This window comes from Methylosinus sp. H3A (assembly GCF_015709455.1).
Classification (GTDB): Bacteria; Pseudomonadota; Alphaproteobacteria; order Rhizobiales; family Beijerinckiaceae; genus Methylosinus.
Genome location: NZ_JADNQW010000005.1, coordinates 1,322,730 through 1,347,518, shown reverse-complemented (window position 1 = coordinate 1,347,518; position 24,789 = coordinate 1,322,730). Strand labels below are relative to the sequence as shown.

Genomic DNA, 24,789 nt, shown 5'->3' with positions numbered 1-24,789 from the left:
CGTTTGACCGGAGGGGGAACCACGGGACCATCGCCGCCATGCGCCTGGACGCTCTCGACCGGCTCAATTTTTTCCTCGCCGATGTGCGCGGCGGGCTCGGGCCTTTCGTCGGCGTCTATCTCTTCACCCAGGCGCATTGGAGCCAGGCGGAGATCGGCGCCGTGCTCACCGTGAGCGGGCTCGTCGGCATCGCCGCCCATCCGGCTGTCGGCGCCTTCATCGACCGCACCCACGCCAAGCGCGAGCTTTTGGTTTTGTCGAGCTTCGTCCTCTGCGCCTGCGGGCTCGCCATCATACATGCGCCGAGCATTCCGGTCGTGGTGGCGGCGGATGTCGTCATGGCGACGCTCGGCGCCGTCTTCGCGCCCGCTGTGGCGGCGATCACGCTCGGCCTCTATGGCCGCGACAGGCTCGCCGAGCGGCTCGGCCGCAACGCCGCCTTCGATCGGGCGGGGAATATTTTCATCGCCGGAATCGTCGGCTTCGTCGGCGTCCTCGTCTCGCAGACGGCGCCTTTCTATCTGACGCCGATCTTTGCTGTGCTCGCGGCGCGGGCGGCTTTCGCCATTCCCGCCGCGGCGATCGATCACGACCGCGCCCGCGGGCTCGAGGATGTCGATCCCGCGCATCCGCCGCAGCCCGGAAAGCTGCGCGATCTCCTGCATTACCGGACGCTGCTGATCTTTGCGGCGGCGGCGGCGCTGTTCAATTTCGCCAATGCGCCTGCTCTCTCGCTCATCGCGCAGAAGCTCGCCTCGGAAAATCCCGGCTTCGAGAGCGGCGTCACATCTGCGGCGATCATTCTCGCGCAGCTCTCGACGATCGGCATGGCGCTGCTCGTCGAGCGCGCCGACCGCATCGGCCGCAAGCCGCTCATCGTTCTCGCCTTCGCGGCGCTGTTCGCGCGCGATCTCGCCTGCGTCTTCGCCGACACGCCTTTGCGGCTGCTCGCCGCGCAATTGCTGGACGGCGTCGGCGGCGGTCTGTTCGACGCGCTGCTGCCGCTCGTGCTCGCGGACATCATGCGCGGCACGGGCCATTACAGCCTCGCGCGCGGCGGCCTCGGATTCGTGCAGGGCGTGGGCGGCGCGACGAGCCTCTCCGTCGCGGGCTTCATCGTCACGTCGAGCGGCTATGCGGCGGGCTTTCTGACGCTCGCCGCCATCGCTCTCGCGGGGCTCGCGCTGGTCCTCGTCGCCATGCCGGAGACGGGGCCGAAGCGCTGAGCGTCACAGCTCAAGCGGTTCCCGGAGCGAAGCCTTCCTCGAGGCCGAGACGCTCGAGCAGAGTTTTGCGCCGCTTGCGGTCGCGCTTCTGCGGCGGCTTGCGATTGTAATAATCGAACAGCACTTCGCGATAGAGCTTGAAGACCGCCCGCTCGTCGAGGCCGACCAAAAGATTGGCGGCGATGCGCAGCAGCAGATAGACCGTGCATTCGAAGAGGAAGGCGCTCGGATGCGAGAACATGACCGGCAGCGCCGAAGCGATGACCGCTCCATAGAGCGAGGCGATGGCGTAGCGCGGATTCTCGCGCGCCCACAGGAACAGCCGCAGCAATTCGCGATAGCCGATGATGTCGACGAGGGAGGAATAAAGCCCGAGGCTGAACGCGCCTTGCTGGAAATCGACGATCGCGCGGGCCAGGGCGACGATCGCCACCAGCGAGTAGAAAATCGTGTCGCAACGGCGAAGGCATAGCTCGCGAACATCGTCGAACGAAGGGGTCTTCATCTCGGCTCCTCGAAGGCATTGGGGCGTCGCGCCGTCTAAAAGAGCCGCAAATCCGGCGCCGACCAGTCTCTCGCCGGGAAGAAATTCAGCTCGCAGCATGCGCAGCGCTCCTGTAATACGTAGCAATTCGAAACGATCTGCGACCTGATGTCGCGCCCGCGCGGCGCCGCGTCGCAGAGCCCGGCCAGGCTCGCGGCGCCGAAAAGGCGGGCGCCCCAGGCGCGAGGACGCCATAGCCCGAGACGGCGAAAAAGGTCATATTGACGACAAAGCGGACGGCGCGCCAACGCGCCGCGGTCACCCGAGGGAAACGCTCGAATGTCTGACAAGATCTATGCTGTGCCCGAGGCCTGGGGGAAGGAAGCGCGCATAAACGCCGAGCAATATGCAGAGCTCTACCGCCAGTCTGTCGCCGATCCGAATGGCTTTTGGGCGGAGCAGGCGCAGCGCATCGAATGGATCGCGCCGTTCACGCGCGTGAAAGACGTCAGCTTCGACACGCATAATGTCGCGATCGAATGGTTCGGCGACGGCTCCACCAATGTCGCGATGAATTGCATCGATCGCCATCTTCCGCATCGCGCGGATCAAGTCGCGATCATATGGGAGGGCGACGATCCTTCGCTCTCGCGTCACATCACCTATCGCGAATTGCACGAGCAGGTCTGCCGCTTCGCCAATGTGCTGAAGGCGCATGGCGTACGCAAAGGCGATCGCGTGACGATCTATATGCCGATGATTCCGGAAGCCGCCTACGCCATGCTCGCCTGCGCGCGCATCGGCGCCGTGCATTCCGTGGTGTTCGGCGGCTTCTCGCCGGATGCGCTCGCCGGCCGCATAGAGGATGCGCAATCGGACGTCGTCATCACGGCGGACGAGGGCGTGCGCGGTGGCCGCAAATCGCCGCTCAAGGACAATGTCGACGCCGCGCTGGAGAAGGTCTCCGCCAAGACCGTCATCGTCGTCACGCGCACGGGCGCGAAGGTGGATATGAAGCCCGGCCGCGATTTCCGTTACGAGGACGAGGCGAAGAAGGTTCCCGAGGATTGCCCTTACGCCGAGGTCGGCGCCGAGGATCCGCTGTTCATCCTCTACACATCGGGCTCGACCGGAAAGCCCAAGGGCGTGCTGCACACGACCGGCGGCTATCTCGTCTACGCCGCGCTCACGCATGAGCTCGTCTTCGACTACCGCGAGGGCGACATCTATTGGTGTACGGCCGATGTCGGCTGGGTGACGGGCCACAGCTATATCGTCTATGGCCCGCTCGCCAATGGCGCGACGACGCTGATGTTCGAGGGCGTGCCCAATTATCCGACCGTCTCGCGCTTCTGGGAGGTCGTCGACAAGCACAAGGTCGATATTTTCTACACGGCGCCGACGGCGATCCGCGCGCTGATGGGCGCAGGCGAGGAGGCGGTGACGAAGACGAGCCGCAAATCCATTCGCCTGCTCGGCTCGGTCGGCGAGCCGATCAATCCGGAAGCCTGGGAGTGGTATCACCGTGTCGTCGGCGAGGGCCGCTGCCCCATCGTCGACACATGGTGGCAGACGGAGACGGGCGGCGTTCTCATCTCGCCGCTGCCGGGCGCGACGGCGTTGAAGCCGGGCTCGGCGACGCTTCCCTTCTTCGGCGTGCAGCCGGAGATCGTCGACGCCAATGGCAATGTTCTGGAGGGCGCGACGGAGGGTAATCTCGTCATCGCCGACAGCTGGCCGGGACAGGCGCGCACAGTGTTCGGCGATCACGAGCGTTTCGTGCAGACTTATTTCACCGCCTATCCGGGCAAATATTTCACCGGCGACGGCTGCCGGCGCGACAAGGACGGTTACCATTGGATCACCGGCCGCGTCGACGACGTCATCAATGTCTCGGGCCATCGCCTCGGCACGGCGGAGATAGAGAGCGCGCTCGTCGCGCATGAGAAGGTCGCCGAGGCCGCGGTCGTCGGCTTCCCGCATTCGATTAAGGGCCAGGGCATCTACGCCTATGTGACCTTGATGGGCGGCGTCGAGCCGTCCGAGCGTCTGCGCAAGGAGCTGGTCGATTTCGTGCGCAAGGAGATTTCCGCCATCGCCTCGCCGGATGTGATCCAATTCGCGCCCGGCCTGCCGAAGACGCGCTCGGGCAAGATCATGCGGCGCATTCTGCGTAAGATCGCCGAGAATGAGTTCGGCGCGCTCGGCGACACCTCGACGCTCGCCGATCCGAGCGTGGTGGAGGATCTCATCAAGAACCGTCCGGCGGGGTGACGGACCGGCGAGACAGCTTCTCTTCGCGGTGTGACGTGATGGAATCTGGAGCCTTCATCGATGAGGCGGGCGGCGTGACGCTTTCCGGGACCGTCGATCCGGCGCCGTGGTGGAGCTTCACAAAGACCGTTCTGGCGATCGCCGCTCTCCGCCTGGTGGAGATCGGCTCGCTGAGCTTGAGCGAGCCGATCGCCGGCGCGCGATATAGTCTACGTCAGCTTCTTCGTCATGAAGCGGGGCTGCCCGACTACGGCTCCGCGCCCCGCTACCGGGAGGATGTGGCGGCGAGCAGAACGCCTTGGCCCGCCGATCGGCTGCTCGCCGAGCTCCAGGCGGATCGGCTGCGCTATGAACCCGGCACGAACTGGGCCTATTCCAATATCGGCTATATGGAAGTCGCGCGATCGATCGAGCGCGCGTCCGGCCTGACGCTTGCGGCCGCGCTTCGACGGCTCGTATTCGCGCCCGCTGGGCTGACGACCGCTCGCCTGGCGACGACGCCGGCCGACCTCGCGGGCGTTCAGATGGGAGACGCCGGCGACTATCATCCGGGTTGGGTCTACCACGGTCTGGTCGTCGGGACGGTGGAGGACGCCGCCCGCCTCCTGCGGATGTTGATCTCCGACGGTCTGCTCAGACCTGACATGCGCGCCGCGATGCTCGAACGGCGTCCGCTCCCGGAGCATCGCAGCGTCCTTCATCCCGATCCGGCCTATGGGCTCGGCCTCATGCTATCGGCGACCGATCCGTTAAATCATCCGCTCGGTCACTCCGGCGAGGGCCCCGGCAGCAGGATCGCGGTTTACGCACGAGGCCGCAAAGCGGCGGCGCTTTGGACGGGGTTGTCGGCGGAGCGTATCGCCGAGACAGAGGTGTTTCGATTCCTCGCCTGACGCGCCGCAGGCGGGACGCGAGCGTTCACGCCCGCTTGACAGGTCGCCCGTCTAGGCTCCACTCGGCCCGTATCTCGAACCAATCAGAGCGAGGCGAGCAGCGCATGGCGAAGGCATTCGTATTTCCGGGGCAGGGGTCGCAGGCGGTAGGCATGGGCAAGGCGCTCGGCGAGGCCTTTCCTCAGGCGCGCGCCGTCTATGAGGAAGTGGACGCCGCGCTCGGCGCGCCGCTCTCGAAGATCATGTTCGAGGGCCCGGAAGCGGAGCTGACGCTCACCGCCAACGCCCAGCCGGCGCTGATGGCCGTCTCGCTCGCCGCCATTCGCGTGCTCGAGGCCGAGGCCGGGCTCGATCTTTCCCGCGACGCGAAATTTGTCGCCGGCCATTCGCTCGGCGAATATTCGGCGCTCGCCGCCGCCGGGGCGATCTCCATCGCCGACACGGCGCGGCTTTTGCGGCTGCGCGGTCAGGCGATGCAGGCGGCGGTTCCGGTCGGCGCGGGCGCGATGGCGGCGCTCATCGGCGTCGAGCTCGAGGCCGCCCGCGCCATCGCCGAGGCGGCCGCCGCCGCGGAGGGCGAGGTCTGCCAGGTCGCCAATGACAATGGCGGCGGTCAGATCGTCATCTCGGGCGCCAAGGCCGCCGTCGAGAAGGCGATTCTCCTCGCCAAGGAGCGCGGCGTGAAGCGCGCCGTGGCGCTCCCTGTCTCCGCCCCCTTCCATTGCGCGCTGATGCAAGGCGCCGCCGACGCCATGCGCGACGCTCTGGCGACGACGACGATCCTCGCGCCGAAAGTCCCCGTCGTCGCCAATGTGACGGCGCGGCCGGTCGTTTCGCCGGACGATATCCGCGGGCTTCTGGTCGAGCAGGTGACGGGCACCGTGCGCTGGCGCGAATGCGTCGCCTTCATGGCGGGAGAGGGCGTCGACAAATTCGTCGAATGCGGCGCCGGCAAGGTGCTCACAGGCCTGTTGAAGCGCATCGCCTCGGGCGCTGCGGGCCTCGTCGTCGGCGCGCCCGAGGATCTGGACGCTTATCGCGCCTTCGCCTGACGGCAAAAAAAGAGCCCGGCCACAAGGGCCGGGCTCTTCGTCCGGGAGGAGGAGGACGCTTCAGTATCTCGCAACCACGGGAGTGGGGCTGAAGAGATTGAAGTGGTAATTGACGCCGGCGCGCACGGTGTTGATCTGCGTGCGGCGGTTCCAGTTCCCGCCCAAAGCCCCGATGCCGAGAGGGCCCGGCTGAACGATCGGCGCGAGCAGCAACCAATTATTGTTGTTGTTGGCGTTGTCGTTGAGCTCCGTATAGAGATATTCGATCTTGGCCGACCAATTGGGCAGGAAGGCCCATTCGACGCCGCCGCCGGCCGTCCAGCCGCCGCGCACGTCATTGTTGTTGTTGTTGCCCCACCAGCCGAGCAAGGGGCGATTCACCTCGCCATAGGCGAAGCCGCCGGTGCCGTAGATCAAGAGCCGCGAATCGAGCAGCGCCAGGCCGAGACGGCCGCGCACGGTGCCGAACCAAGGCACGCGCACCCGGTCGGCATTGCTCAAGCCGCCCCACCAATTATTATTGTTGCCACCGCCGCTGCCGATGCTCGTTCCCTGGATATCCGTCTCGAGGCCGACCACGAAGAGCGGCGAGATCTGATAGTTCCAGCCGAGCTGGCCGCCGCCGACGATGCCGCCGCTGTTGTTGCCATTGTTGTTGTTCCAGCCGCCGCCCCAATTATTGTTGTTGCGGCTGCGGTCGACCCAGCCGCCGCCGATGTTCAGGCCGACATAGGGTCCGGTCCAGGAGAAGGCCGGCGGCGGAACGAAGACGACGGGCGCTTCCCTGCGCGAGGGCAGATCGGCCGCGCTGGCCGCGCCGGCGAGCAGCGCCGAAGAGATCGCCAGAACGGAAATCCTGTTTTTCATAGATGGCTCCTTCAATTCTCTAAAAATCGGCGCACGCACGCCAATCACGCCGTTCGACCCCAGCAACATAAGCATTCGAACCGCTGCGGAACGAAGATTTCGTAAATCGCTGACACTGTAAACGCCGAAAAAGGCTATATTCGATCACGGAGCTTATTTATTTTGGCCGTGTGATAAAAAAGCACCCCTAGGTAAGTTTGAGTCGTAGCATTTGTACTACACCTGAGCCGGATTTTCTCTCCGCGAAACTACCTAATGCGACAAAGAGGGGCGCCGCGCCATTCGATTGCGCGCCGCGCGGCCGGCGCCCTATAGAGACGCATCGAGTTTCGCGAAGCCGCGCGACGAAAGCGGCGGCGAGGGGGAGAGAGATGTTCGATCTGACCGGCAAGACGGCGCTGGTGACCGGCGCGAGCGGCGGCATCGGCAAAGACATCGCGCGCGCGATGCACAAGAGCGGCGCGGTCGTGGCCCTTTCGGGAACGCGCGAGGAGGCTCTCGCCACGCTCGCCGCCGAGCTCGGGGAGCGCGTCCATGTGCTGCCCGGCGACCTCTCCGACAAGGCCCAGACCGAAGCGCTGGTCCCGGCGGCGGAAAAGGCGATGGGCGGGCTCGACATTCTGGTCAACAACGCCGGAATCACCCGCGACATGCTGTTCATGCGCTTGAAGGACGAGGATTGGGACGCGGTGCTGAACGTCAATCTCACCTCGGCCTTCCGCCTGTCGCGCGCCGCGCTGCGCGGCATGATGCGCAAGCGTTTCGGCCGCATCATCGGCATCACCTCGGTGGTCGGCGTCACCGGCAACGCCGGCCAGGGTAATTATGCGGCGGCCAAGGCGGGCATGATCGGCATGACCAAATCGCTCGCGGCCGAGGTCGCCTCGCGCGGCATCACCGTCAATTGCGTCGCTCCGGGTTTCATCGAGAGCCCGATGACCGACGCGCTGAACGAAACGCAGAAGCAGACCATCCTGCGCGCCGTGCCGGCCGGGCGGCTCGGAACAGGCGCGGATGTGGCCGCCGCCGTCGTCTATCTGTCGAGCGACGAGTCGGCTTATGTCACCGGCCAGACACTGCATGTGAACGGCGGAATGGCGATGATCTGAAGCCCCCGAAATGCCGCGGGGCGCCTCTCGCCACGGCGAATTAATTATGCTACCAGACGCGACGCTGGCCGGGGGCGACGCCGTAAGAGCAATTCGGGCCAGCGAATCGGTTCGCCTCCCAATGGCGACGTTTCGGCGGATCGCGCGAGCGAAACCGCGGAAATGTGAAGTAGTTTACCCCTGAGACGATCGAGCGTGGTCCGAGCCGAACTCTGGATCCGCCAAATCGATGTCAGCAGAGCGATCGAACGAGGATCAGAGCAGATGAGCGATATCGCCCCGCGCGTTAAGAGTATCGTTGTCGAACATCTCGGCGTCAAAGAAGAAGAAGTGAAGCCGGAGGCGTCTTTCGTCGACGATCTCGGGGCCGACTCGCTCGATACCGTCGAGCTGGTCATGGCCTTCGAAGAGGAGTTCGGCGTCGAGATCCCGGACGAAGAGGCCGAGAAGATCAACACGGTCGGCGACGCGATCACCTATCTCGAAAAAGCCAAGGCGGCTTGAGGCGACGAGCCTACGCGACGCGGATCGTCGAACGATCCGCGCTGTCGCGTCTTCGAGACAGTCACTGAAATATAAGGCATAGCGCTCGAGAGAATCCATGCGCAGGGTGGTAGTCACCGGTCTCGGCATCGTTTCGCCGTTGGGCTGTGGCGTGGACGTCAACTGGCGGCGACTGATCGCCGGAGAACACGGTTTTCGACGCATCGACACTTTCGAGGCGTCCGATCTCCCGTGTCAAATAGCAGGTTTTGTGCCACGCGGCGACGGAACCGACGGAACCTTCGATCCGAACGCCTGGTTCGAACCGAAGGAGCAGCGCAAGGTCGACGACTTCATCATCTATGGCGTCAGCGCGGCGACTCAGGCGCTGGCCGACGCCGGATGGAGGGCGGACACGCCCGAGAAGCAGAATACGACCGGCGTTCTGATCGGCTCCGGCATCGGCGGGCTCGGCGGAATCTACGAGACCTCGGTCACGCTGAAGGACAAGGGTCCGCGGCGCGTCTCGCCATTCTTCATATCCGGCCGCATCATCAATCTGGCCTCCGGCTATGTGTCGATCATGCACGGCCTCAAGGGCCCCAATCACGCCGTCGTCACGGCCTGCTCCACCGGCGCGCACGCCATTGGCGACGCGGCCCGGCTGATCGCGCTCGGCGAGGCGGAGGTGATGGTCGCGGGCGGAGCCGAATCGCCGGTGAATCGCATTGGCGTCGCGGGTTTCGCCGCCTGCAAGGCGCTGTCGACCGGCTTCAACGATCGTCCCGAGGCCGGATCGCGTCCCTATGACCGCGATCGCGATGGTTTCGTCATGGGCGAGGGCGCGGGCTGCGTCGTGCTCGAATCCTATGAGCACGCCATCGCCCGCGGCGCGAAAATCTACGCCGAGCTCATCGGCTATGGAATGTCGGGCGACGCCTATCACATCACGGCGCCCGCGCCGGACGGCGACGGCGCCTATCGCTGCATGGAGATCGCGCTGAAGCGCGCCGGCATCCGCGTCTCCGAGGTGGATTATGTCAATTCGCACGGCACCTCGACGCCGCTCGGCGACGAGATCGAGCTTTCGGCCGTGCAGCGGCTCGTCGGCGCCGAGACCCCGCGCCTGTCCATGTCCTCGACCAAATCGGCGATCGGGCATCTGCTCGGCGCGGCCGGCGCCGTCGAGGCGATCTATTCCATTTTAGCGCTCAATCACGGCGTCGCGCCGCCCACTCGCAATCTGGACAATCCCTCGGTCGAGACCGAAATAGACCTCGTGCCGCACAAGGCGCGAGAGCGGAAGATCGATATCGTCCTGTCGAATTCCTTCGGTTTCGGCGGCACCAACGCGTCCCTCGTGTTCCGGCGCGCGCAGTGAGCGGCGGTTCGCTGCTCCGATTCGCGCCTGTGGACGAGGGGTCGCTCCTGATTTCGCCACAAAGAACGATAGGGTAACGGACGCGGGAGCGCCGTAAAGTCGTCGCAATCCTCTCCAGCGAACCGGCTGCCGAGGCGCTCAGTTCGTCGGTCCGTCGCGTTCTTCGAGTCGGCGAGTTTGGATTTGATCCGAATCACGACGCGGCCCGAAACCCAAGAGACGGAGTGTTCCCGATGAGCGATGCTCCAAACGATTCGCCGGAGACGCCCAAGGACGGCGCGTCCGACCCCAAATCCGACTCCAAGAACGAGGAGTCCTCCTCTTTCTTCCGGCGTCGCGCGAGCCTGCGTAGCGCCGGGGGGGCGTTGCAGCCGGACGCGCCGCCTCCGCCTCCGCCGCGCTCCAAGAAGCGGGAGGGAGCGCTCTCCGCGGTGAGCAGCTTCCTCTCCTTGCTGCTGGTGCTCGCGGTCGCCGGCGTCTTCGGCCTCATCGCGGTGCTGCACAAGCTGCGCGAGCCCGGCCCGCTCTCCGCCGAGAAGATCGTCTATATCGCCCCGCACAGCGACGTTCCCGAGATTCTCGCGCAGCTCGAGCGGGACGGCGTCATCGACAATCCCATGTTGATGAACATCGCCATGCTGATCGAGGGCGTGCGTAGCAAGCTGAAGCCGGGCGAATATGCGTTCAAGCAGAACGCCAGCCTGCGCGAGGTCATGGACGAGCTGGTCAACGGCCGGCAGATCCTGCATGGCGTCACCATTCCCGAGGGGCTGACGACCGAGCAGATCGTCTCCCGTCTGCGCGACAGCGAGGTTCTGGCCGGCGACATGGCGGAGCTGCCCAAGGAAGGCGCGTTGCTGCCGGAGACCTATAAGGTCGCGCGCGGCTATCCCCGCGCCAAGCTGCTGCTGAAGATGCAGGAGGATCAGCGCAAGCTGCTCGATCAAATCTGGGCGCGCCGCAATCCCGATCTGCCGGTGAAGACGCCCTATGAGCTGGTGACGCTCGCCTCCATCGTCGAGAAGGAGACCGGCAAAGCCGACGAGCGTCCGCGCGTCGCCGCCGTCTTCGTCAACCGCCTGCGCAAGGGCATGCGGCTGCAATCGGACCCCACCATCGTCTACGGCCTCGTCGGCGGCCGCGCGACGCTCGGCCGCGGCATATTGAAGTCCGAGGTCGAGAAGTGGACGCCCTATAACACCTATGCGATCGAGGGCCTGCCGCCGGGACCGATCGCCAATCCGGGCCGGGCGGCGCTGGAAGCGGTCGCCAATCCCTCGCGCACGCAAGAGCTCTATTTTGTCGCCGACGGCACGGGCGGTCATGTGTTCGCCGATACGCTCGAGCAGCATGCGCGGAATGTGCAGCGCTGGCGGCAGATCGAGAAGGACAGGGCCACCGGAGTCGATCGTCTGGAGCCCGGCTCCGTGGTCGGGCCGACGCAGTCCGCTCCGCGCGAGAAGCGTGGCGACGCCGCGATCGGCCGCCTCGTCGCGCTCGCCGAGGCGAGCATGGAGCCGCAGATCGTCGCGGGCGATCCCCGCCATGGCGCGCTGAAGCGAATCGGCGCCGCTCTGCCGGCCATTCCGTTCGAATATGCCGGGGACAATGAGGAGAGCCTGCGGCTCGCCGCCGAGCGCGCCGCTGCGGCCACGATGGCGGCGCCGCCGCTGTTCACCACGCAATTCGCGCAGCGCGCGCAGCCGGAGGCGCGGGCGGCCGTCACGCTGGTGGCAAGCGCCGCGTCGGACGAATCGCAGGCCGGCTCCGACGAGCTCGCGGAGGACGATGGGCTCGATTCGGCGGCGAGCTATCCGGTCTCCAGCGCTCTGCGCGCCGAGCAGCGTGCTCGGGCCGCCCGGCTCGGCCTCTCCGTGGAGGAGCGGCCCTTGCCGCTCACGGCCACGGCCACGGCCGACGCCGCCCAGCCGCCGCGCTCCGCTCGCGCGCGCGCCTTCGACGCCTCGGAAGGCACCGCGCTCGATCCGTTGCGCGACCGCGGTTGGGATTTGAACTCCGCCAAGACCGTGCCGGATGTGGCGAAGTTTCGTTGACCGGCCAATAGCGAGCAGCGAATTCGCTCTTCGTCCCTGCCAAGGATCGCAATGTCTCTCGCCAGCATGACCGGCTTCGCGCGCGCCCACGACAGTCTCGGGCCGTGGCGCTACGCCTGGGAGATCAAGACTGTCAATTCCAAGGGGCTGGACCTGCGACTGCGCGTCCCGCCCAATTTCGACGCGGTGGAGGTGAAGGCGCGCGCGCTCATCGCGGGCCGAATCGCCCGCGGCTCCTGCTTCGCCAATCTCACGGCGCGCCGCGACGACGCGCTCGTCGAGACGCGCGTCAATCGCGCCGCGCTCGAGCGCCTGTTGAAGGCGCTGGATGATGTTCCGCTGCATGCGTCTTTGAGACCGGCGTCGCTGGACGGTCTGCTCGCCGTGCGCGGCATCGTCGAGATCATCGAGCCCGAGGACGACGAGGAGCAACGCAATGCGCTCGACGCGAAGGTGCTCGCGACTTTGGCGCAGGCGCTCGACGCGCTCGCGGCCTCCCGCGTCGCGGAAGGCGCGGCCATCGGCGAGGTGCTGACGGCGCGGCTCGCGCGCATCGGCGAATTGACGGCGCAGGCGGAAGCGCTGCCCGGCCGCTCGGCCGAGGCGGTGCGCGCGCGCCTCGCGAGCCAAATCGCGGCTCTGCTCGAGACGGGTCATTCCTTCGATTCGCAGCGCCTGCATCAGGAGGCGGTGCTGCTCGCGGTGAAGGCCGACATTCGCGAGGAATTGGACCGGCTGAAGGCCCATGTGACGAGCGCCCGCGCGCTCGTCGAGAAGGGCGGGCCGATCGGCCGCCGCCTCGATTTCCTCGCTCAGGAATTGTCGCGCGAGACCAACACGCTCTGCGCCAAGTCCAATGACGGCGAGCTCACCGCCATCGGCCTCGAGCTCAAGATCGAGGTCGAGCAGTGGCGCGAGCAGGTGCAGAACATTGAGTGAGGAGAAAATAGCGAATAGGGAGTAGCCAATGGCGAGCCGGGGACATTCCGCTCGCCATTGGCTACTCCCTATTCGCTCGGACCCAAGATGCCCACAACGCCAGACCGCCGCGGAATCGTTCTCATCCTCTCCTCGCCCTCCGGCGCGGGGAAGACGACGCTGACGCGCATGCTGCTGCAGAACCGCGAGCTCGACCTCACGCTCTCCATATCGGTGACGACGCGCCCGCGTCGCTCGAGCGAGGTCGACGGCATCCATTATTCCTTCATTTCCAAGAGCCGTTTCGAGTCGATGCGCGACAATGGCGAATTGCTCGAATGGGCGGAGGTGCATGGCAATTATTACGGCACGCCGCGCGGACCAGTCGAAGAGATATTGCGCGACGGCCGCGACGCGCTGTTCGACATCGATTATCAAGGCACGCAGCAGGTGCGCGAGAAGATGGGCGCGGACACCGTCACCGTCTTCATTCTGCCGCCGTCGATGAAGGAGCTGCGCTCACGCCTCGAGCGCCGCGCCGAGGATTCGCGCGAGGCGATCGAGCGCCGCCTCGAGAACGCCCGCAACGAGATTCAGCGTTGGAAGCAATATGACTATGTGATCGTCAACGACGATCTGCAGCGCAGCTTCGACGATCTGCTCGCGATATTGCGGGCCGAGCGTCAGCGCCGGCCGCGGCGCCTCGCCGGCATAGAGGCTTTCGTCGCGCGTCTGTTGAGCGAGTGATCGCCAGACAAGAAGGACTTCGTTCGAAGATGACGTTCGCAAAGCTCCTCGCCGCGGCGTTCGCGGCCCTCTCCATCGCCGCCTGCAATTCCACGCAGCCGGTCGTCGTCGCCGAGGCGCCGTCGACGCGCAATACCACTCCGGCCGGCTTCAATCTGCCGGAAGGCTCTGGTTGCGCGGGCGTGATCGCCCGCTATCGCGCGGTGATGGACAATGACCTCGCCATGGGTCACGTGAATCAGGGCGTCTATGCGACGATAGAGGGCGAGATCGGCGCCGCCGCGGCCGCCTGCTCGGCCGGACGAGACGCCCAGGCCGTCGCGCTGGTGCGGGCGAGCAAGGCGCGCCACGGCTATCCCGGTTGAGTCGCGACATTTCGCCCAAGTCAGATTGGAAGCAATCTCAACTTGCGGCGTTGTAGCCCGTCAGACCATCTTCTACCTTGATATTCAAGCTCGAGCGCATTCGCGGCCGGGCCCGCGCGGGCGGCTTTGCGCATGCGGTGGGCCGGTTCTTGCTTCGCTTCGCGCGGGGCATGGGCGCGGGCGTCGAAACGATTCATCGAAAGGCGTGAAATGAAATCCTCCCGAATTCTTCTCGTCCTCGCCGCTCTCGCGGCGGGCGCCGGCGCCGCCGTCGCGGCCGACGAGACCTCTCTCGAAATCTCCATCAAGGATCATCGCTTCTCGCCCGCCGAGCTGCATGCGCCCGCCGACAAGCCGATCACCATCGTCGTGAAGAATCTCGATTCGACCCCGGAGGAATTCGAGAGCAAGGCGCTCAAGATCGAGAAGGTCGTCGCCGGCTCCGCCGAGATCACGGTGCGCGTGCGGCCGCTGAAGCCCGGCCGTTATCGTTTCTTCGGCGAATATCACGAGGCCACGGCCAAGGGCGAGCTCGTCGTCGAGTAAGGACGCAAACCATGCTGGGCGCTCTCATCATCGTCTTTCGCGAGGTCATAGAGGCGGGTCTCGTCATCGGCATCGTGCTCGCGGTCACGCGCGGGGCGCGCGGCTCGCGGGCCTTTGTCTTCGGCGGGGTGGTCGCGGGCATGCTCGGCGCTGGCGTCGTCGCGCTGTTCGCCGATGCTCTGTCGCAGGCCGTCGCCGGCCGCGGGCAGGAGCTGTTCAACGCCGGCGTCCTCGCAGTGGCGGTGGTGATGCTCGCCTCTCACAACATATGGATGGCGCGCCACGGCCGCGAGCTCGCGAGCGAGCTGGCGGCCGCCGGCCGTGCCGCGGTCTCCGGCGACAAATCTTTCCTGGCCCTGGCGCTGGTCGTAGCGCTCGCCGTGCTGCGCGAGGGCTCGGAGGTGGCGCTGTTCCTTTACGGAATTCTGGCGTCCGGCGAATCGGCGGGCGATCTCTTCGCGGGCGGCGTCGCCGGCCTCGTGCTCGGCGCGCTGGTCAGCGCGCTGACTTATTTCGGTCTCGTGACCATTCCGGCGCGGCATTTGTTCGCCGTGACGACGGCGATGATCACCCTGCTGGCGGCCGGTCTCGCGGCGCAATGCGCGGGCTTTCTGCAACAGGCCTGGATCGTCACCGCTCTGTCGCAGACGGTGTGGGACACCTCCGGCGTGCTGGCGGATTCGAGCCTCTTCGGCCGCGTGCTGCACACGCTGATCGGCTATGTCGACCAGCCGACGGCGCTGCAGGTCGTCGTCTATGTCGCGACGCTGGCGGGCATATTCATCGCCACCCGCCTCGCCGCCCCACGGCCCCGCACCGCGAATGTCCACGCCGCAGCGGAGTGATATCCCGGTTTTTGCCGCACGGGACATGAAGCGAGCCTGAAGGCTCGCGGTCCAGGGAGCGCTTTGGACCGCGAGCTTTCAGGCTCGCCAAGAGCGCATCGCCGATTTGTCTCTACTCCGCCGCGTCCTGCTCCTGAGCGTCGCGCGCGAGGCGCTCGGCCTTCAGCAATTCCGCGACGAGGAAGGCGACCTCGATCGCCTGCTCGGCGTTGAGGCGCGGGTCGCAGGTCGTGTCATAGCGCACGCCGAGCTCCTGCTCGGAGATATCGCGCGCGCCGCCCATGCATTCGGTGACGTTCTGTCCCGTCATCTCGAGGTGAATGCCGCCGGCATAGGTGCCCTCGGCGCGGTGAACCTCGAAGAAATTGCGGATTTCCGCCATCACGCGATCGAAAGGCCGGGTCTTGCGGCCGCCGGCGCTGATCGTGTTGCCGTGCATCGGATCGCAGCACCACACGACATTGCGGCCCTCTCGGGCGACGGCGCGCAGGATCGGCGGCAGCGCCTCGGCCGCTTTGTCGGAGCCGAAACGGCAGATGAGCGTGAGCCGCCCCGGCTCATTCTGCGGATCGAGTCTGTCGATGAGGCGCAGCAGCGCGTCCGGCTTCAGGCTCGGACCGCATTTGAGGCCGATCGGGTTCTGCACGCCGCGCAAATATTCGATATGCGCGCCGTCCTCCTGGCGCGTGCGGTCGCCGATCCAGAGGAAATGGCCGGAAGTGGCGAAATAGCCGCCCTCGAGCGAATCGACGCGGGTCAGCGCCTGCTCATAGCCGAGCAGCAGCGCCTCGTGAGAGGTGTAGAAATCCGTCTGCCTGAGCTCTGGATGATGCTCGGGATCGAGGCCGATGGCGCGCATGAAGCCGAGCGTCTCGCTGATATGATCGGCGAGCAGCGAATAGCGCTCGGAGAGCGGGCTGTTGCGGACGAAGCCGAGCATCCAGCGATGCGCGTTGACGAGATTGGCGAAGCCGCCCGTCGCAAAGGCGCGGATGAGATTGAGCGTCGCCGCCGATTGCCGATAGGCCATCAGCTGCCGATGCGGATCGGGCGTGCGGGCCGCGGCGGTGAATTCTATGTCGTTGACGATGTCGCCGCGATAGCTCGGCAGCTCCAGCGCGCCCTGCTTCTCGGTGGGGGCGGAGCGCGGCTTGGCGAATTGGCCGGCGATGCGGCCGACCTTCACCACGGGCGAGGCCGCCGCATAGGTCAGCACCACCGCCATTTGCAGGAAGACGCGGAAGAAATCGCGGATATTGTCGGCCGAATGCTCGCTGAAGCTCTCGGCGCAATCGCCGCCCTGCAGCAGAAAGGCGCGGCCCCCGGCGACCTCGGCGAGCGAGCGCTTCAGGCTGCGCGCCTCGCCGGCGAAGACCAGCGGCGGAAATCCGGCCAGCTGCCGCTCGACATCGGCGAGCGCCGCCTGATCCTGATAGACGGGCGTCTGCTCGATCGGCCTGGCTCTCCAGCTACCGGGCGTCCAATTCTCCACTAGCCTGGCTCCTGCTTGCCGCTCCCCTGCGCGGCCCAGCTATACAGGAGCCCGCCCTGGGAGGCGACAATTTTGCCGCTGCGCCGGAAGCTCGGCCGTCGAAGACGCGCGGTCTGAAGCGCTCGGGCCCGCGACCTGCGGTTTTTCCGCAAGATGACGCGCCGCGCCGATTTCCCTAGCCTCGACCACGCCTTTTTTGGACGAGCGCTTTTTTCATGTCTGTCGCTTTATCGGATTTCATTCACGCCGCCCGTTGGATCGCCGCTTTCGCCGTTCTCCTCGCTCACGCCAATGTGCTCATATCGTTGAGCGACATAATGGTCGTCCCGCATGGGCCGCTCGTTTATGTCTGGTGGTTCGTCACCGCCTTTTCCCATCAGGCGGTGACGGTCTTCTTCGCGCTCTCGGGCTTTCTCGTCGGCGGCCGCGTCTTCGCGGCCATAGAGCGGCAAAGGCCTTTCCTGCGCGCCTATTTCGTCGATCGCGTCAGCCGCATCTATGTCGTTCTGATCCCGGCGCTGGCGCTGACCTTCGCGCTCGACGCCGTCGGCCGCGACCTCTTCGCCGGAGCCGGCGTCTATGAGCTCGCGGGCCTTCAGGGCGCCTATGAGCCCTCGCGCATTCTCACGACGCTCGCCATGCAGCAGCATATTTGGGCCGGCCAGGCGGGCACGAATGGTCCGCTCTGGTCGCTGGCCTGCGAATTTTGGTACTATCTGCTCTTTCCCTTGCTGCTGCTGCCCTTCGCGCGCTGCTATTCGGAGACGGCCCGTCTCGCCGCATTTTTCGCCGGGGCCCTCCTTCTGCTTCTCCTCTCCTTGCCCTCGTCGCGCTTTCCTGTCGGCTTCGCGATCTGGACGATGGGCGCGCTCGCGGCTCGCGCGCCGCGACCCCTCTTGCGCGGCAAATATCTGTCGTTCGGCCTTTTTCTCGCCGTCGTGATCGTCGCGCGGCTCGTGGTGCGCGGTCCCTATGTCGAGGCTCATCCGGTCCTGCGCGACGTCGCTGCCGCGCTGACCGCGGCGGCCTTCGCCAATCTGCTGACGACGCTTCGCTTCTGCGAGACCGGCTCGCATTCCCGCCATATGGGCCTGAATCGCCGGCTCGCGGATTTCTCCTTCTCGCTCTACGCCACGCATATGCCGATCGTTTTCTTCTTCTGGGCGGGAACGGGCCATATTTTCGGCAAGGACTGGCACAAGCTTCTTCCGACCCTGGCGCATTGGATCGCGGCGGCGAGTCTGCTGCTCGTCGCGCTCGCAATGGCCTGGGCGTTCTCGCGCGCCACCGAGGCGCGGACCCCGGCGCTGCGGCGAATGCTTCATGCGGCTTTCGCCGCGCTCGACCGGCGCGCCCGTCTCGGCGAGCGCTCTCGCTGGGTTGGCCAAGGCCGAGCCGAGAGGCTATAACTCGGCGGGGTCCAGCTGTTAATTTGGAGCGACGTCTGATCGCTCGAACGATTCCGTTCGAGCGGAACGCGCTCTAAAGCCATCGGAGACTCATGCCGATCCTGTTGTCGCAATTCATCGAGGCGTGCCGTTGGGTGGGCGCGCTGCTCGTGCTCGCCGTCCATTCCACCAATATGTTCGTCAATCTCGCCGACATAATGAGCGCTTCGCATTCGGCGAGCGTCTACGCCTGGTGGTTTTTCGTCAGCTTCGAGCTCGGCCATCAGGCCGTGGTCGGCTTCTTCGCCATTTCGGGCTATCTCGTCGGCGGCGCGGTGCTCGCGCAGCTGCGCAAGGACAAGCCCTTTCTGCGCGACTATCTCATCCACCGCTTCGCGCGCATCTATATGGTGCTGGCGCCGGCGCTCCTCGTCACCGCCGTCGCGGATTGGATCGGCCGCAACTGGCTCGGCGACAGCGGCGTCTATGACTGGCCGGTGTTCAAGGACCATTTCCGCTTCGATCTCTTTTTGGGCTCGCTCGCCAATCTCTCGGCGATCTATTGCGACTTCTTCGGCTCCAACGGGCCCTTGTGGTCGCTCGCCTGCGAATTCTGGTACTACATCTCCTTTCCGCTGCTGCTGCTGCCCTTCGCGCGCGCCTATTCGCCGCGGACGCGCGCCGTGGGATTTGCGCTCGGCCTCGCCATTGTCGTCGTCATGTCGATACCGCCGGGCTGGTTCCGTTTCGGCTATCTGCTCTGGGGGCTCGGCGCGCTGGCGACGCTGGCGAAGCGTCCGCTCGTCAAATCGCGCTGGCTCGCGCTCGCCATCTATGTCGCCGCCGTCATTCCCATTCGCCTCCTGGTGCGCGGCCCCAATCTCGAGGCGTTTCCGCTCCTCGCCGATCTCGCCGATCTGCTCTCGGCCGTCCTCTTCCTCAATCTCGTCGTGACGCTGCGCTTCGGGCCGCAGGAGGGCTGGGCGCTGTTCCGGCCGCAGCTGCACCGGAGCCTCGCCGATTTCTCCTTCTCTCTCTACAGCGTGCATATGCCGCTGCTGATCCTCGCGCGCGCCATCGTCGACCAGCGCTTCGGCGCGCTCTGGGCGCACGAGCTGGCGACCCCCGCCCATTGGATGACCATGGCGGTGGTGATGACGGCGGCGATCCTTTTCGGCTTTCTCTTTTCCCGCGTGACGGAGGCGCACACCAACGCCGCGCGGCGAGCGCTGCGCACAGCCTTCGAGGCGGCGGAGGGCTGGCGGCGCGAGCGCTTCCCGCGGCCGGCCGCGGCAGAGATCGACCGTGAAGCGGAAAAAGTCGACGCATGAGCGGCGTCCCGCCCGCGCGGCCGTCTGTCGACGAAACGTCGCATCCTTCCGCTATTGGCCCGGCGACCGGGCCCGCCGAGGGGGCGCGCCCGCGAGGACGCGCGAAAATGAAGCTACCGCCGAGCGGCCCGATCGTGGGCGATTCGCCCTTTCTCTGGGTCATCCGCTTCGACGGCGACGGCGCGGCGACGCTGGCGGCGGATCACGAGTCGCCGCAGCTCGACGTGGAGGACGGCGGCTATTTCTGGGTCCATCTCAATGTCGCCGATCTGCGCTATCGCGACTGGGTCGCGGGCCGAGCGCAAATTCCGGCGGAGGCGCGGGCTCTGCTCATCGACCAGGACGGCCATCAAAGGCTCGACGCCGATGAGGCGGCGCTCTGGGGCGTCATCGCCGACTATGGCCGCGATCTCGAGCGCGAGGAGGATGTGCTGCGCCCCTTGCGCGTCGTGGTCACCGAGCGCTGCATCGTCACCGCTCGTCGCAACGCCGTCGAATCGACGGCCGCCATCCGGCAGGCGGCGCTCGAAGGCCAGCGTCTGCGAACGCCGCTCGACCTCTTCGAGGCGTTGGTGACGCGCAGCCTCGGCGCTATCGACGTCAGCCTCGACAGGCTGCTGGTCAAATTCAATCAGATCGAAGATCGCGTGCTGGACGACGAAGCGCATGACGAGCGGCGCGAGCTCGGCGCGCTGCGTCGCCAGACGATCCGGCTGCGGCGCGAGCTCGCGGACGGGCAGCGCGTCTTCTCGCGCGCCGCCTTCTCGCCGCGCGTCTCCCAGCCGACCCATGCCGCGCTGCGCCGGCTGACGCAGCGCTTCGATTCGCTGCAGCAGGAGCTGCAGGCGGCAGAGGAGCGCGCCCGCCTGTTGCAGGACGAGATCGTCTCCAATCTCACCGCCGAGACCAATCGCCAGCTCTATGTGCTGACGATTCTCGGCACGCTCTTGATGCCGCCGACTCTGGTTTCCGGCATCTTCGGCATGAACACGAAGAATTTGTTCTTCTCGGATAATGAGCAGGGCACGCTCTATGCGGCGGCAATTTGCGCGGCTTCGGCCGCGGCGGCCTATCTCGCCCTCGTCTGGATCCGGCGCCGCGAGAGCTGAGGGGCGCATCGGCGCCGCTCGCGTGGAGCGGGGAAGCGCGATGAATCGATCTCCCGGAAGCCGCGTCACTCCCTATGCTCGCCAAGCGCGCGATCGGGAATGACGCCTTTTCTATCGGCTGAGGCGCCCGCTAGGCCTAGGCTCAGGACCTATTAATTTGGAGTGAGGCGTGATTCAAGGTCTCCGAAATGGAGGCTTTGATGGGTGATTTGTTTTTGCTGAGCGAAGCGGAGATGGCGCGAATTTCCCCTCACTTTCCCTTGGCGCACGGCGTGCCGCGGGTGGACGACCGCCGCGTGGTCAGCGGGATCGTCTAGGTCATCAAGAATGGCCTGCAATGGAAGGACGCCCCGAAGGAGTATGGGCCGCCCAAGACGCTCTACAATCGCTTCATCCGTTGGAGCCGGCTCGGCGTCTTCGATCGTATCTTCGCCGCGCTCGCGGGAGAAGGGCCGAAGCCGGAGCGGATCATGATCGACTCCACTCATCTGAAAGCGCATCGGACGGCGGCGAGCCTCCTAAAAAAGGGGCTCTTTCCCGCTGTATCGGCCGCACGAAAGGCGGGCTGAACTCCAAGCTCCACGTCGTTTGCGACGGCGCCGGCAAGCCGCTTGTCATGATGCTGACCGAAGGGCAGATGAGCGATCACAAAGGCGCGAGGCTGATGCTCGACGCGCTGCCGCCGTCCTCGGCCCTGATCGCAGATCGCGGCTACGACAGCGACTGGTTTCGGCGAGCGCTCGCGGAACGCGGGACCGAGCCCTGCATTCCGCCGACAAAGAGCCGTAAGAAGCCTCTCGATTACGACAAGGCGCTCTACCGGCAACGTCATAAGATCGAGAACCTCTTCGCCAAGCTCAAAGACTGGCGGCGCATCGCCACCCGTTACGATCGATGCGCGCACGCCTTCTTCTCCGCCATATGCATCGCCGCCGCTGTCGCCTTCTATCTCAATCAATGAGTCCTGAGCCTAGGCCCCCGCCAAGGCCAGCGTGCGGCGCGCGCCGTCGAGATGCAGGCGCTCCACCATGCGGCCGTCGATCTGCGCGACGCCGATCGCCGCATTCTCCGGCGCGTCGAACAGCTCGACGATCTTGCGCGCGAATAGGATCTCGGCCGGCGAGGGCGCGAAGACCTCGTTGACCGTGGCGATCTGGCCCGGATGGATCAGCATCTTGCCGTCCATGCCGAGATCGCGGCCCTGCTCGGCCTCGCGGCGTAGACCTTCGAGATCGTTGAAATCATTATAGATGCCGTCGATGATATCGACATCGTGCAGACGCGCGGCGAGCACTGCCGCGGAGAGCCAGGAAACGAGCGCCGGCCGGCCGGGCGTCAGCCGCGCCCGCGTCGATTTGGCGATATCGTTCGGTCCCAGCATCATGGCCGAGAGGGGCGCCTCCTGCGCGGCGCTGGCGATCTTCTCTATGTCGAACAGCGCGCGCGGCGTCTCGATCATCGCCCAGAGCGTGGTGTGGGCGGGGGCGCCGGCGGCCTTCATATCGCGCGCGGCGCGCAGAATATCGTCCCGGCTATTGGCCTTGGGGATGACGATGGCGTACGGCCCCGCGGCGGCGACGGCGGCGATATCGGCCGCATACCAGGGCGAATCGAAGACATTCACGCGCACGATGATCTCGCGGGAGCCATAACCGCCGCCCTTCACCGCGGCGACGACCTGCTCGCGCGCCGCATCCTTGGCGCCCTCGGCGACGCCGTCCTCGAGCTCGAACATCAGCACATCGGCTGCGAGCGTCTTGCCCTTCTCTAGCGCTCTTGCGTTCGATCCCGGCATGGCCAGCACGCTGCGTCGCGGTCGCGAAATCATGGCTCTCTTTTTCTCCCCTTGCCTCGTCGGTCGCGCTCCACAATAAAGGAGCGGCCGCCGGCGCGCCATCGCCGGCCGTCACGAGGAGCGAATATGACCGATGCCGGCCCGATCGATCAGCCCGGCGATGTTCTCCCCGCCCATCTCGCGAAAGGCTACGAGACCTTTCTCTCGGGGCGGTTTCGCGGCGAGCAGCAGCGTTTCCACGAGCTCGCGGCGGATGGCCAGAAGCCGCGGACGATGGTGATCGGCTGCTGCGATTCGCGCGTCGCGCCGGAGGCGATCTTCGACGCCGGTCCGGGCGAGCTGTTCGTCATTCGCAACGTCGGCAATCTGGTGCCGCCCTATGCGCCGGACAATCAATATCACGGCACCTCCGCCGCGCTGGAATATGCGGTAATGGCGCTGAAGGTGAATCATCTCGTCATCCTCGGCCACGCCCAATGCGGCGGCGTGCGCGCCTATGCGGAGAGCCAGGCGGACCCCTATACGCGGCCGCTCTCGGCCGGCGATTTCATCGGCAGCTGGATCAAGCTGCTCGCCCCGGCGGCCGAGCGCGCCGGCGCCATTCCCGATCCGATCACGCCCGATTATGTCGAGCGGCTCGCCTTCGAATCGATCAAGCAGGGCATCGCCAATCTGCGCAGCTTCCCCTGGATCGCGACGCTGGAGCAGCGTCATTATCTCTCCCTCCACGGCGCCTATTTCGGCGTGATGGACGGCAGGCTGCTCGTGCTGGACGAGGCCTCGGGCGAATTCTCGCAAATCGCGCCGCAGGCCCATGCCGCCGCCTTCGCTCAGGCGCGGTTCTGATATGTCGATCCCGCAGATCGCCGGCCTCTCGCAGCTCGCGGATCGCTATGACGCGATCCTCTGCGACGTCTGGGGCGTGCTCATCGACGGCCGCTCGCATTTTCCGGCCGCCGCCGCGGCGCTGGAAAAATTCCGCGCGCAGGGCGGCAGGGTGGCGCTGGTCACCAACGCCTCGCGGCCGAGCGAGGAGGTCGGCCGGCAGCTCGACGGACTCGGCCTGCCGCGCGCGGCCTATGACGATCTCGTCAGCGCCGGCCAATTGACGCTCGAGCAAATGGTCGCGCGGCGCGGCGAGGCGTGTCACCATCTCGGGCCGCCGCGCGACAATGGGCTGTTCGAGGCCGCCGATCGGCTGCTCGGCGGAAAATTCCGCCGCGTTCCGCTCGGCGACGCCGATTATGTCGTTTGCACCGGGCTCATCGACGAGCGCCGCGAGACGCCGGACGATTATGCGAAGACGCTCGGATTCATGCGCGAGCGCGGCCTGCCCATGCTCTGCGCCAATCCGGACATTGTGGTCGGCATCGCCGGGGAGCTCGTCTATTGCGCCGGCGCTCTCGCCGAGCGCTATGCGGCGCTGGGCGGCGAGGTGGTGATGGCCGGCAAGCCCTATCCTCCCATCTACGCCGCCGCTCTCGCCCACATCGCCGAGCTCGCCGGCGCCGCGCCGCCGGCCGGCCGCGTTCTGGCGATCGGCGATGGCGTGGCCACGGATTTGCTGGGAGCTTCCCGCGCCGGCCTCGACTCGCTGTTTTTGACCGAGGGCGTGCATCGCGACGAGCTCTATCCGCCGCCGGAACGCCGGCTGGACGCGGCCGCGATGGGCGCGCTTCTGGCGGGCGCCGGCGTCAAACCGGTTGCATTTGCGCCGTTTCTGGTGTGGTAGATGGGGAAATGGCCCAGCGGACTCTGCCGCCTGGGCGACAAAGGCCGGTGACCGGATCCATGTCGACGCCCTTCAAGACCTATTATTTCGAAGACCTCGCCATCGGAATGCGCGAGACCTTGATGAAGGCCGTCATGGACGACGACGTCATCGCCTTCGCCGATCTCTCGGGCGACCGCAATCCGATCCATTTGTCGGACCATTTCGCCAGCAAGACGCGCTTCGGCGAGCGCATCGTGCATGGGCTCTACACGGCCTCGCTGATCTCGACGGTCATCGGCATGTATCTGCCGGGGCCGGGCGCGGTCTATCTGTCGCAGACGCTGAATTTCCGCGCCCCGGTCAAGATCGGCGACGTGATTCACGTCGTCGTCGAGATCGTCGAGCTGATCGAGAAGGGCCGCCGCGCCCGTCTGCATTGCGAATGCCTCGTCGATGGCAAGGTGGTGCTGGACGGCGAGGCCTGGGTCATGGTGCCGAGCCGCGAGCAGGCGACCCGCGCCGCCCAATTGGCCAAGCCCGCCGCCTCGGCCTGAGACGATTTCCGCGCGATTCGTCTCTGAGCCGGCCTGACCGGACGGCGCGCGCCCGCGACTTACGCAATCGAAACACGGGCCGGCCCTTCCGGCGCCGAACTAGCGCCCTTTTTCGCCGTCACGCTCACGCAAGAAAAACGCCTTCGAGGCCCGTGGGATAGG

23 protein-coding genes and 1 pseudogene are annotated in these 24,789 nt (G+C 66.1%); 20 read left to right on the top strand and 4 right to left on the bottom strand.

Features of this window, described 5'->3' with window-relative positions:
• Positions 1 to 38 precede the first annotated feature (38 nt).
• Positions 39 to 1,226 (top strand): MFS transporter, encoded by a 1,188-nt coding sequence (locus IY145_RS09320; protein WP_196407959.1) that lies wholly within the window; start codon positions 39 to 41, stop codon positions 1,224 to 1,226.
• A gap of 10 nt (positions 1,227 to 1,236) precedes the next feature.
• On the opposite strand, the gene IY145_RS09315 is transcribed toward IY145_RS09320, so the two are convergent.
• Positions 1,237 to 1,731, bottom strand: a complete 495-nt coding sequence (locus IY145_RS09315; protein ID WP_196407958.1) for a hypothetical protein — start codon at positions 1,729 to 1,731, stop codon at positions 1,237 to 1,239.
• A 318-nt stretch (positions 1,732 to 2,049) separates the two neighbouring features.
• Here IY145_RS09315 and acs point away from each other — a divergent pair, with 318 nt between their 5' ends.
• The 3 genes from acs (at position 2,050) to fabD (ending at position 5,929) form a co-directional block, all read left to right on the top strand.
• Entirely contained in the window at positions 2,050 to 3,984 is a 1,935-nt protein-coding gene (acs, locus tag IY145_RS09310; RefSeq protein WP_196407957.1) for an acetate--CoA ligase, read from the top strand.
• Positions 3,985 to 4,022: 38 nt separating this feature from the next.
• Positions 4,023 to 4,877, top strand: coding sequence for a serine hydrolase (locus IY145_RS09305; RefSeq protein WP_196407956.1), 855 nt, complete (start codon positions 4,023 to 4,025; stop codon positions 4,875 to 4,877).
• A 104-nt stretch (positions 4,878 to 4,981) separates the two neighbouring features.
• Positions 4,982 to 5,929 (top strand): ACP S-malonyltransferase, encoded by a 948-nt coding sequence (gene fabD, locus IY145_RS09300; protein WP_196407955.1) that lies wholly within the window; start codon positions 4,982 to 4,984, stop codon positions 5,927 to 5,929.
• Positions 5,930 to 5,989: 60 nt separating this feature from the next.
• Here the strand turns inward: fabD and IY145_RS09295 are convergent, their stop codons facing one another.
• Entirely contained in the window at positions 5,990 to 6,796 is an 807-nt protein-coding gene (locus IY145_RS09295; RefSeq protein ID WP_196407954.1) for an outer membrane protein, read from the bottom strand.
• A gap of 371 nt (positions 6,797 to 7,167) precedes the next feature.
• Here IY145_RS09295 and fabG point away from each other — a divergent pair, with 371 nt between their 5' ends.
• The 9 genes from fabG (at position 7,168) to IY145_RS09250 (ending at position 15,244) form a co-directional block, all read left to right on the top strand.
• A complete protein-coding gene (gene fabG, locus IY145_RS09290) occupies positions 7,168 to 7,905 on the top strand; it encodes a 3-oxoacyl-[acyl-carrier-protein] reductase (protein WP_196407953.1) in 738 nt (245 codons plus the stop codon).
• A 264-nt stretch (positions 7,906 to 8,169) separates the two neighbouring features.
• Positions 8,170 to 8,409: an acyl carrier protein gene (locus IY145_RS09285; protein WP_108915518.1), complete on the top strand. Its 240-nt coding sequence runs from the start codon at positions 8,170 to 8,172 to the stop codon at positions 8,407 to 8,409.
• A 97-nt stretch (positions 8,410 to 8,506) separates the two neighbouring features.
• Complete coding sequence (gene fabF, locus IY145_RS09280; protein WP_196407952.1) at positions 8,507 to 9,769, top strand: beta-ketoacyl-ACP synthase II; 1,263 nt, start codon at positions 8,507 to 8,509, stop codon at positions 9,767 to 9,769.
• 233 nt (positions 9,770 to 10,002) lie between these two features.
• Positions 10,003 to 11,823: an endolytic transglycosylase MltG gene (gene mltG, locus IY145_RS09275; RefSeq protein ID WP_196407951.1), complete on the top strand. Its 1,821-nt coding sequence runs from the start codon at positions 10,003 to 10,005 to the stop codon at positions 11,821 to 11,823.
• A gap of 51 nt (positions 11,824 to 11,874) precedes the next feature.
• Entirely contained in the window at positions 11,875 to 12,762 is an 888-nt protein-coding gene (locus IY145_RS09270) for a YicC/YloC family endoribonuclease (protein WP_196407950.1), read from the top strand.
• Between the two features lie 87 nt (positions 12,763 to 12,849).
• Complete coding sequence (gene gmk, locus IY145_RS09265) at positions 12,850 to 13,488, top strand: guanylate kinase (protein ID WP_196407949.1); 639 nt, start codon at positions 12,850 to 12,852, stop codon at positions 13,486 to 13,488.
• Positions 13,489 to 13,517: 29 nt separating this feature from the next.
• Entirely contained in the window at positions 13,518 to 13,853 is a 336-nt protein-coding gene (locus IY145_RS09260) for a hypothetical protein (protein ID WP_196407948.1), read from the top strand.
• A gap of 210 nt (positions 13,854 to 14,063) precedes the next feature.
• Positions 14,064 to 14,399, top strand: coding sequence for a cupredoxin domain-containing protein (locus IY145_RS09255; RefSeq protein ID WP_196407947.1), 336 nt, complete (start codon positions 14,064 to 14,066; stop codon positions 14,397 to 14,399).
• 11 nt (positions 14,400 to 14,410) lie between these two features.
• Complete coding sequence (locus tag IY145_RS09250) at positions 14,411 to 15,244, top strand: FTR1 family protein (RefSeq protein ID WP_196407946.1); 834 nt, start codon at positions 14,411 to 14,413, stop codon at positions 15,242 to 15,244.
• Between the two features lie 112 nt (positions 15,245 to 15,356).
• Here the strand turns inward: IY145_RS09250 and IY145_RS09245 are convergent, their stop codons facing one another.
• Entirely contained in the window at positions 15,357 to 16,736 is a 1,380-nt protein-coding gene (locus IY145_RS09245) for a class II 3-deoxy-7-phosphoheptulonate synthase (RefSeq protein WP_196407945.1), read from the bottom strand.
• 215 nt (positions 16,737 to 16,951) lie between these two features.
• Between IY145_RS09245 and IY145_RS09240 the strand changes: the two genes are divergently transcribed.
• From IY145_RS09240 to IY145_RS09225, 4 genes and pseudogenes are all read left to right on the top strand, one after another.
• Positions 16,952 to 18,145 (top strand): acyltransferase, encoded by a 1,194-nt coding sequence (locus tag IY145_RS09240; protein WP_196407944.1) that lies wholly within the window; start codon positions 16,952 to 16,954, stop codon positions 18,143 to 18,145.
• Between the two features lie 92 nt (positions 18,146 to 18,237).
• A complete protein-coding gene (locus IY145_RS09235) occupies positions 18,238 to 19,455 on the top strand; it encodes an acyltransferase (RefSeq protein WP_196407943.1) in 1,218 nt (405 codons plus the stop codon).
• A 107-nt stretch (positions 19,456 to 19,562) separates the two neighbouring features.
• Complete coding sequence (locus tag IY145_RS09230; protein WP_196407942.1) at positions 19,563 to 20,564, top strand: CorA family divalent cation transporter; 1,002 nt, start codon at positions 19,563 to 19,565, stop codon at positions 20,562 to 20,564.
• A gap of 200 nt (positions 20,565 to 20,764) precedes the next feature.
• Positions 20,765 to 21,525, top strand: a pseudogene (locus tag IY145_RS09225) (IS5 family transposase).
• A gap of 9 nt (positions 21,526 to 21,534) precedes the next feature.
• Here the strand turns inward: IY145_RS09225 and IY145_RS09220 are convergent.
• The gene (locus IY145_RS09220; RefSeq protein WP_196407941.1) at positions 21,535 to 22,392 is read right to left on the bottom strand and encodes an HpcH/HpaI aldolase/citrate lyase family protein; all 858 of its coding nucleotides are present in this window, start codon (positions 22,390 to 22,392) and stop codon (positions 21,535 to 21,537) included.
• Positions 22,393 to 22,485: 93 nt separating this feature from the next.
• Here IY145_RS09220 and IY145_RS09215 point away from each other — a divergent pair, with 93 nt between their 5' ends.
• Genes IY145_RS09215 through IY145_RS09205 form a run of 3 tightly spaced genes read left to right on the top strand, consistent with a single transcriptional unit; the run spans position 22,486 to position 24,627 of the window.
• A complete protein-coding gene (locus IY145_RS09215) occupies positions 22,486 to 23,205 on the top strand; it encodes a carbonic anhydrase (RefSeq protein WP_196407940.1) in 720 nt (239 codons plus the stop codon).
• 1 nt (position 23,206) lies between these two features.
• Positions 23,207 to 24,091: a TIGR01459 family HAD-type hydrolase gene (locus IY145_RS09210; protein ID WP_246721891.1), complete on the top strand. Its 885-nt coding sequence runs from the start codon at positions 23,207 to 23,209 to the stop codon at positions 24,089 to 24,091.
• Positions 24,092 to 24,150: 59 nt separating this feature from the next.
• Positions 24,151 to 24,627: a MaoC family dehydratase gene (locus IY145_RS09205; RefSeq protein WP_024878034.1), complete on the top strand. Its 477-nt coding sequence runs from the start codon at positions 24,151 to 24,153 to the stop codon at positions 24,625 to 24,627.
• Positions 24,628 to 24,789: the final 162 nt, after the last annotated feature.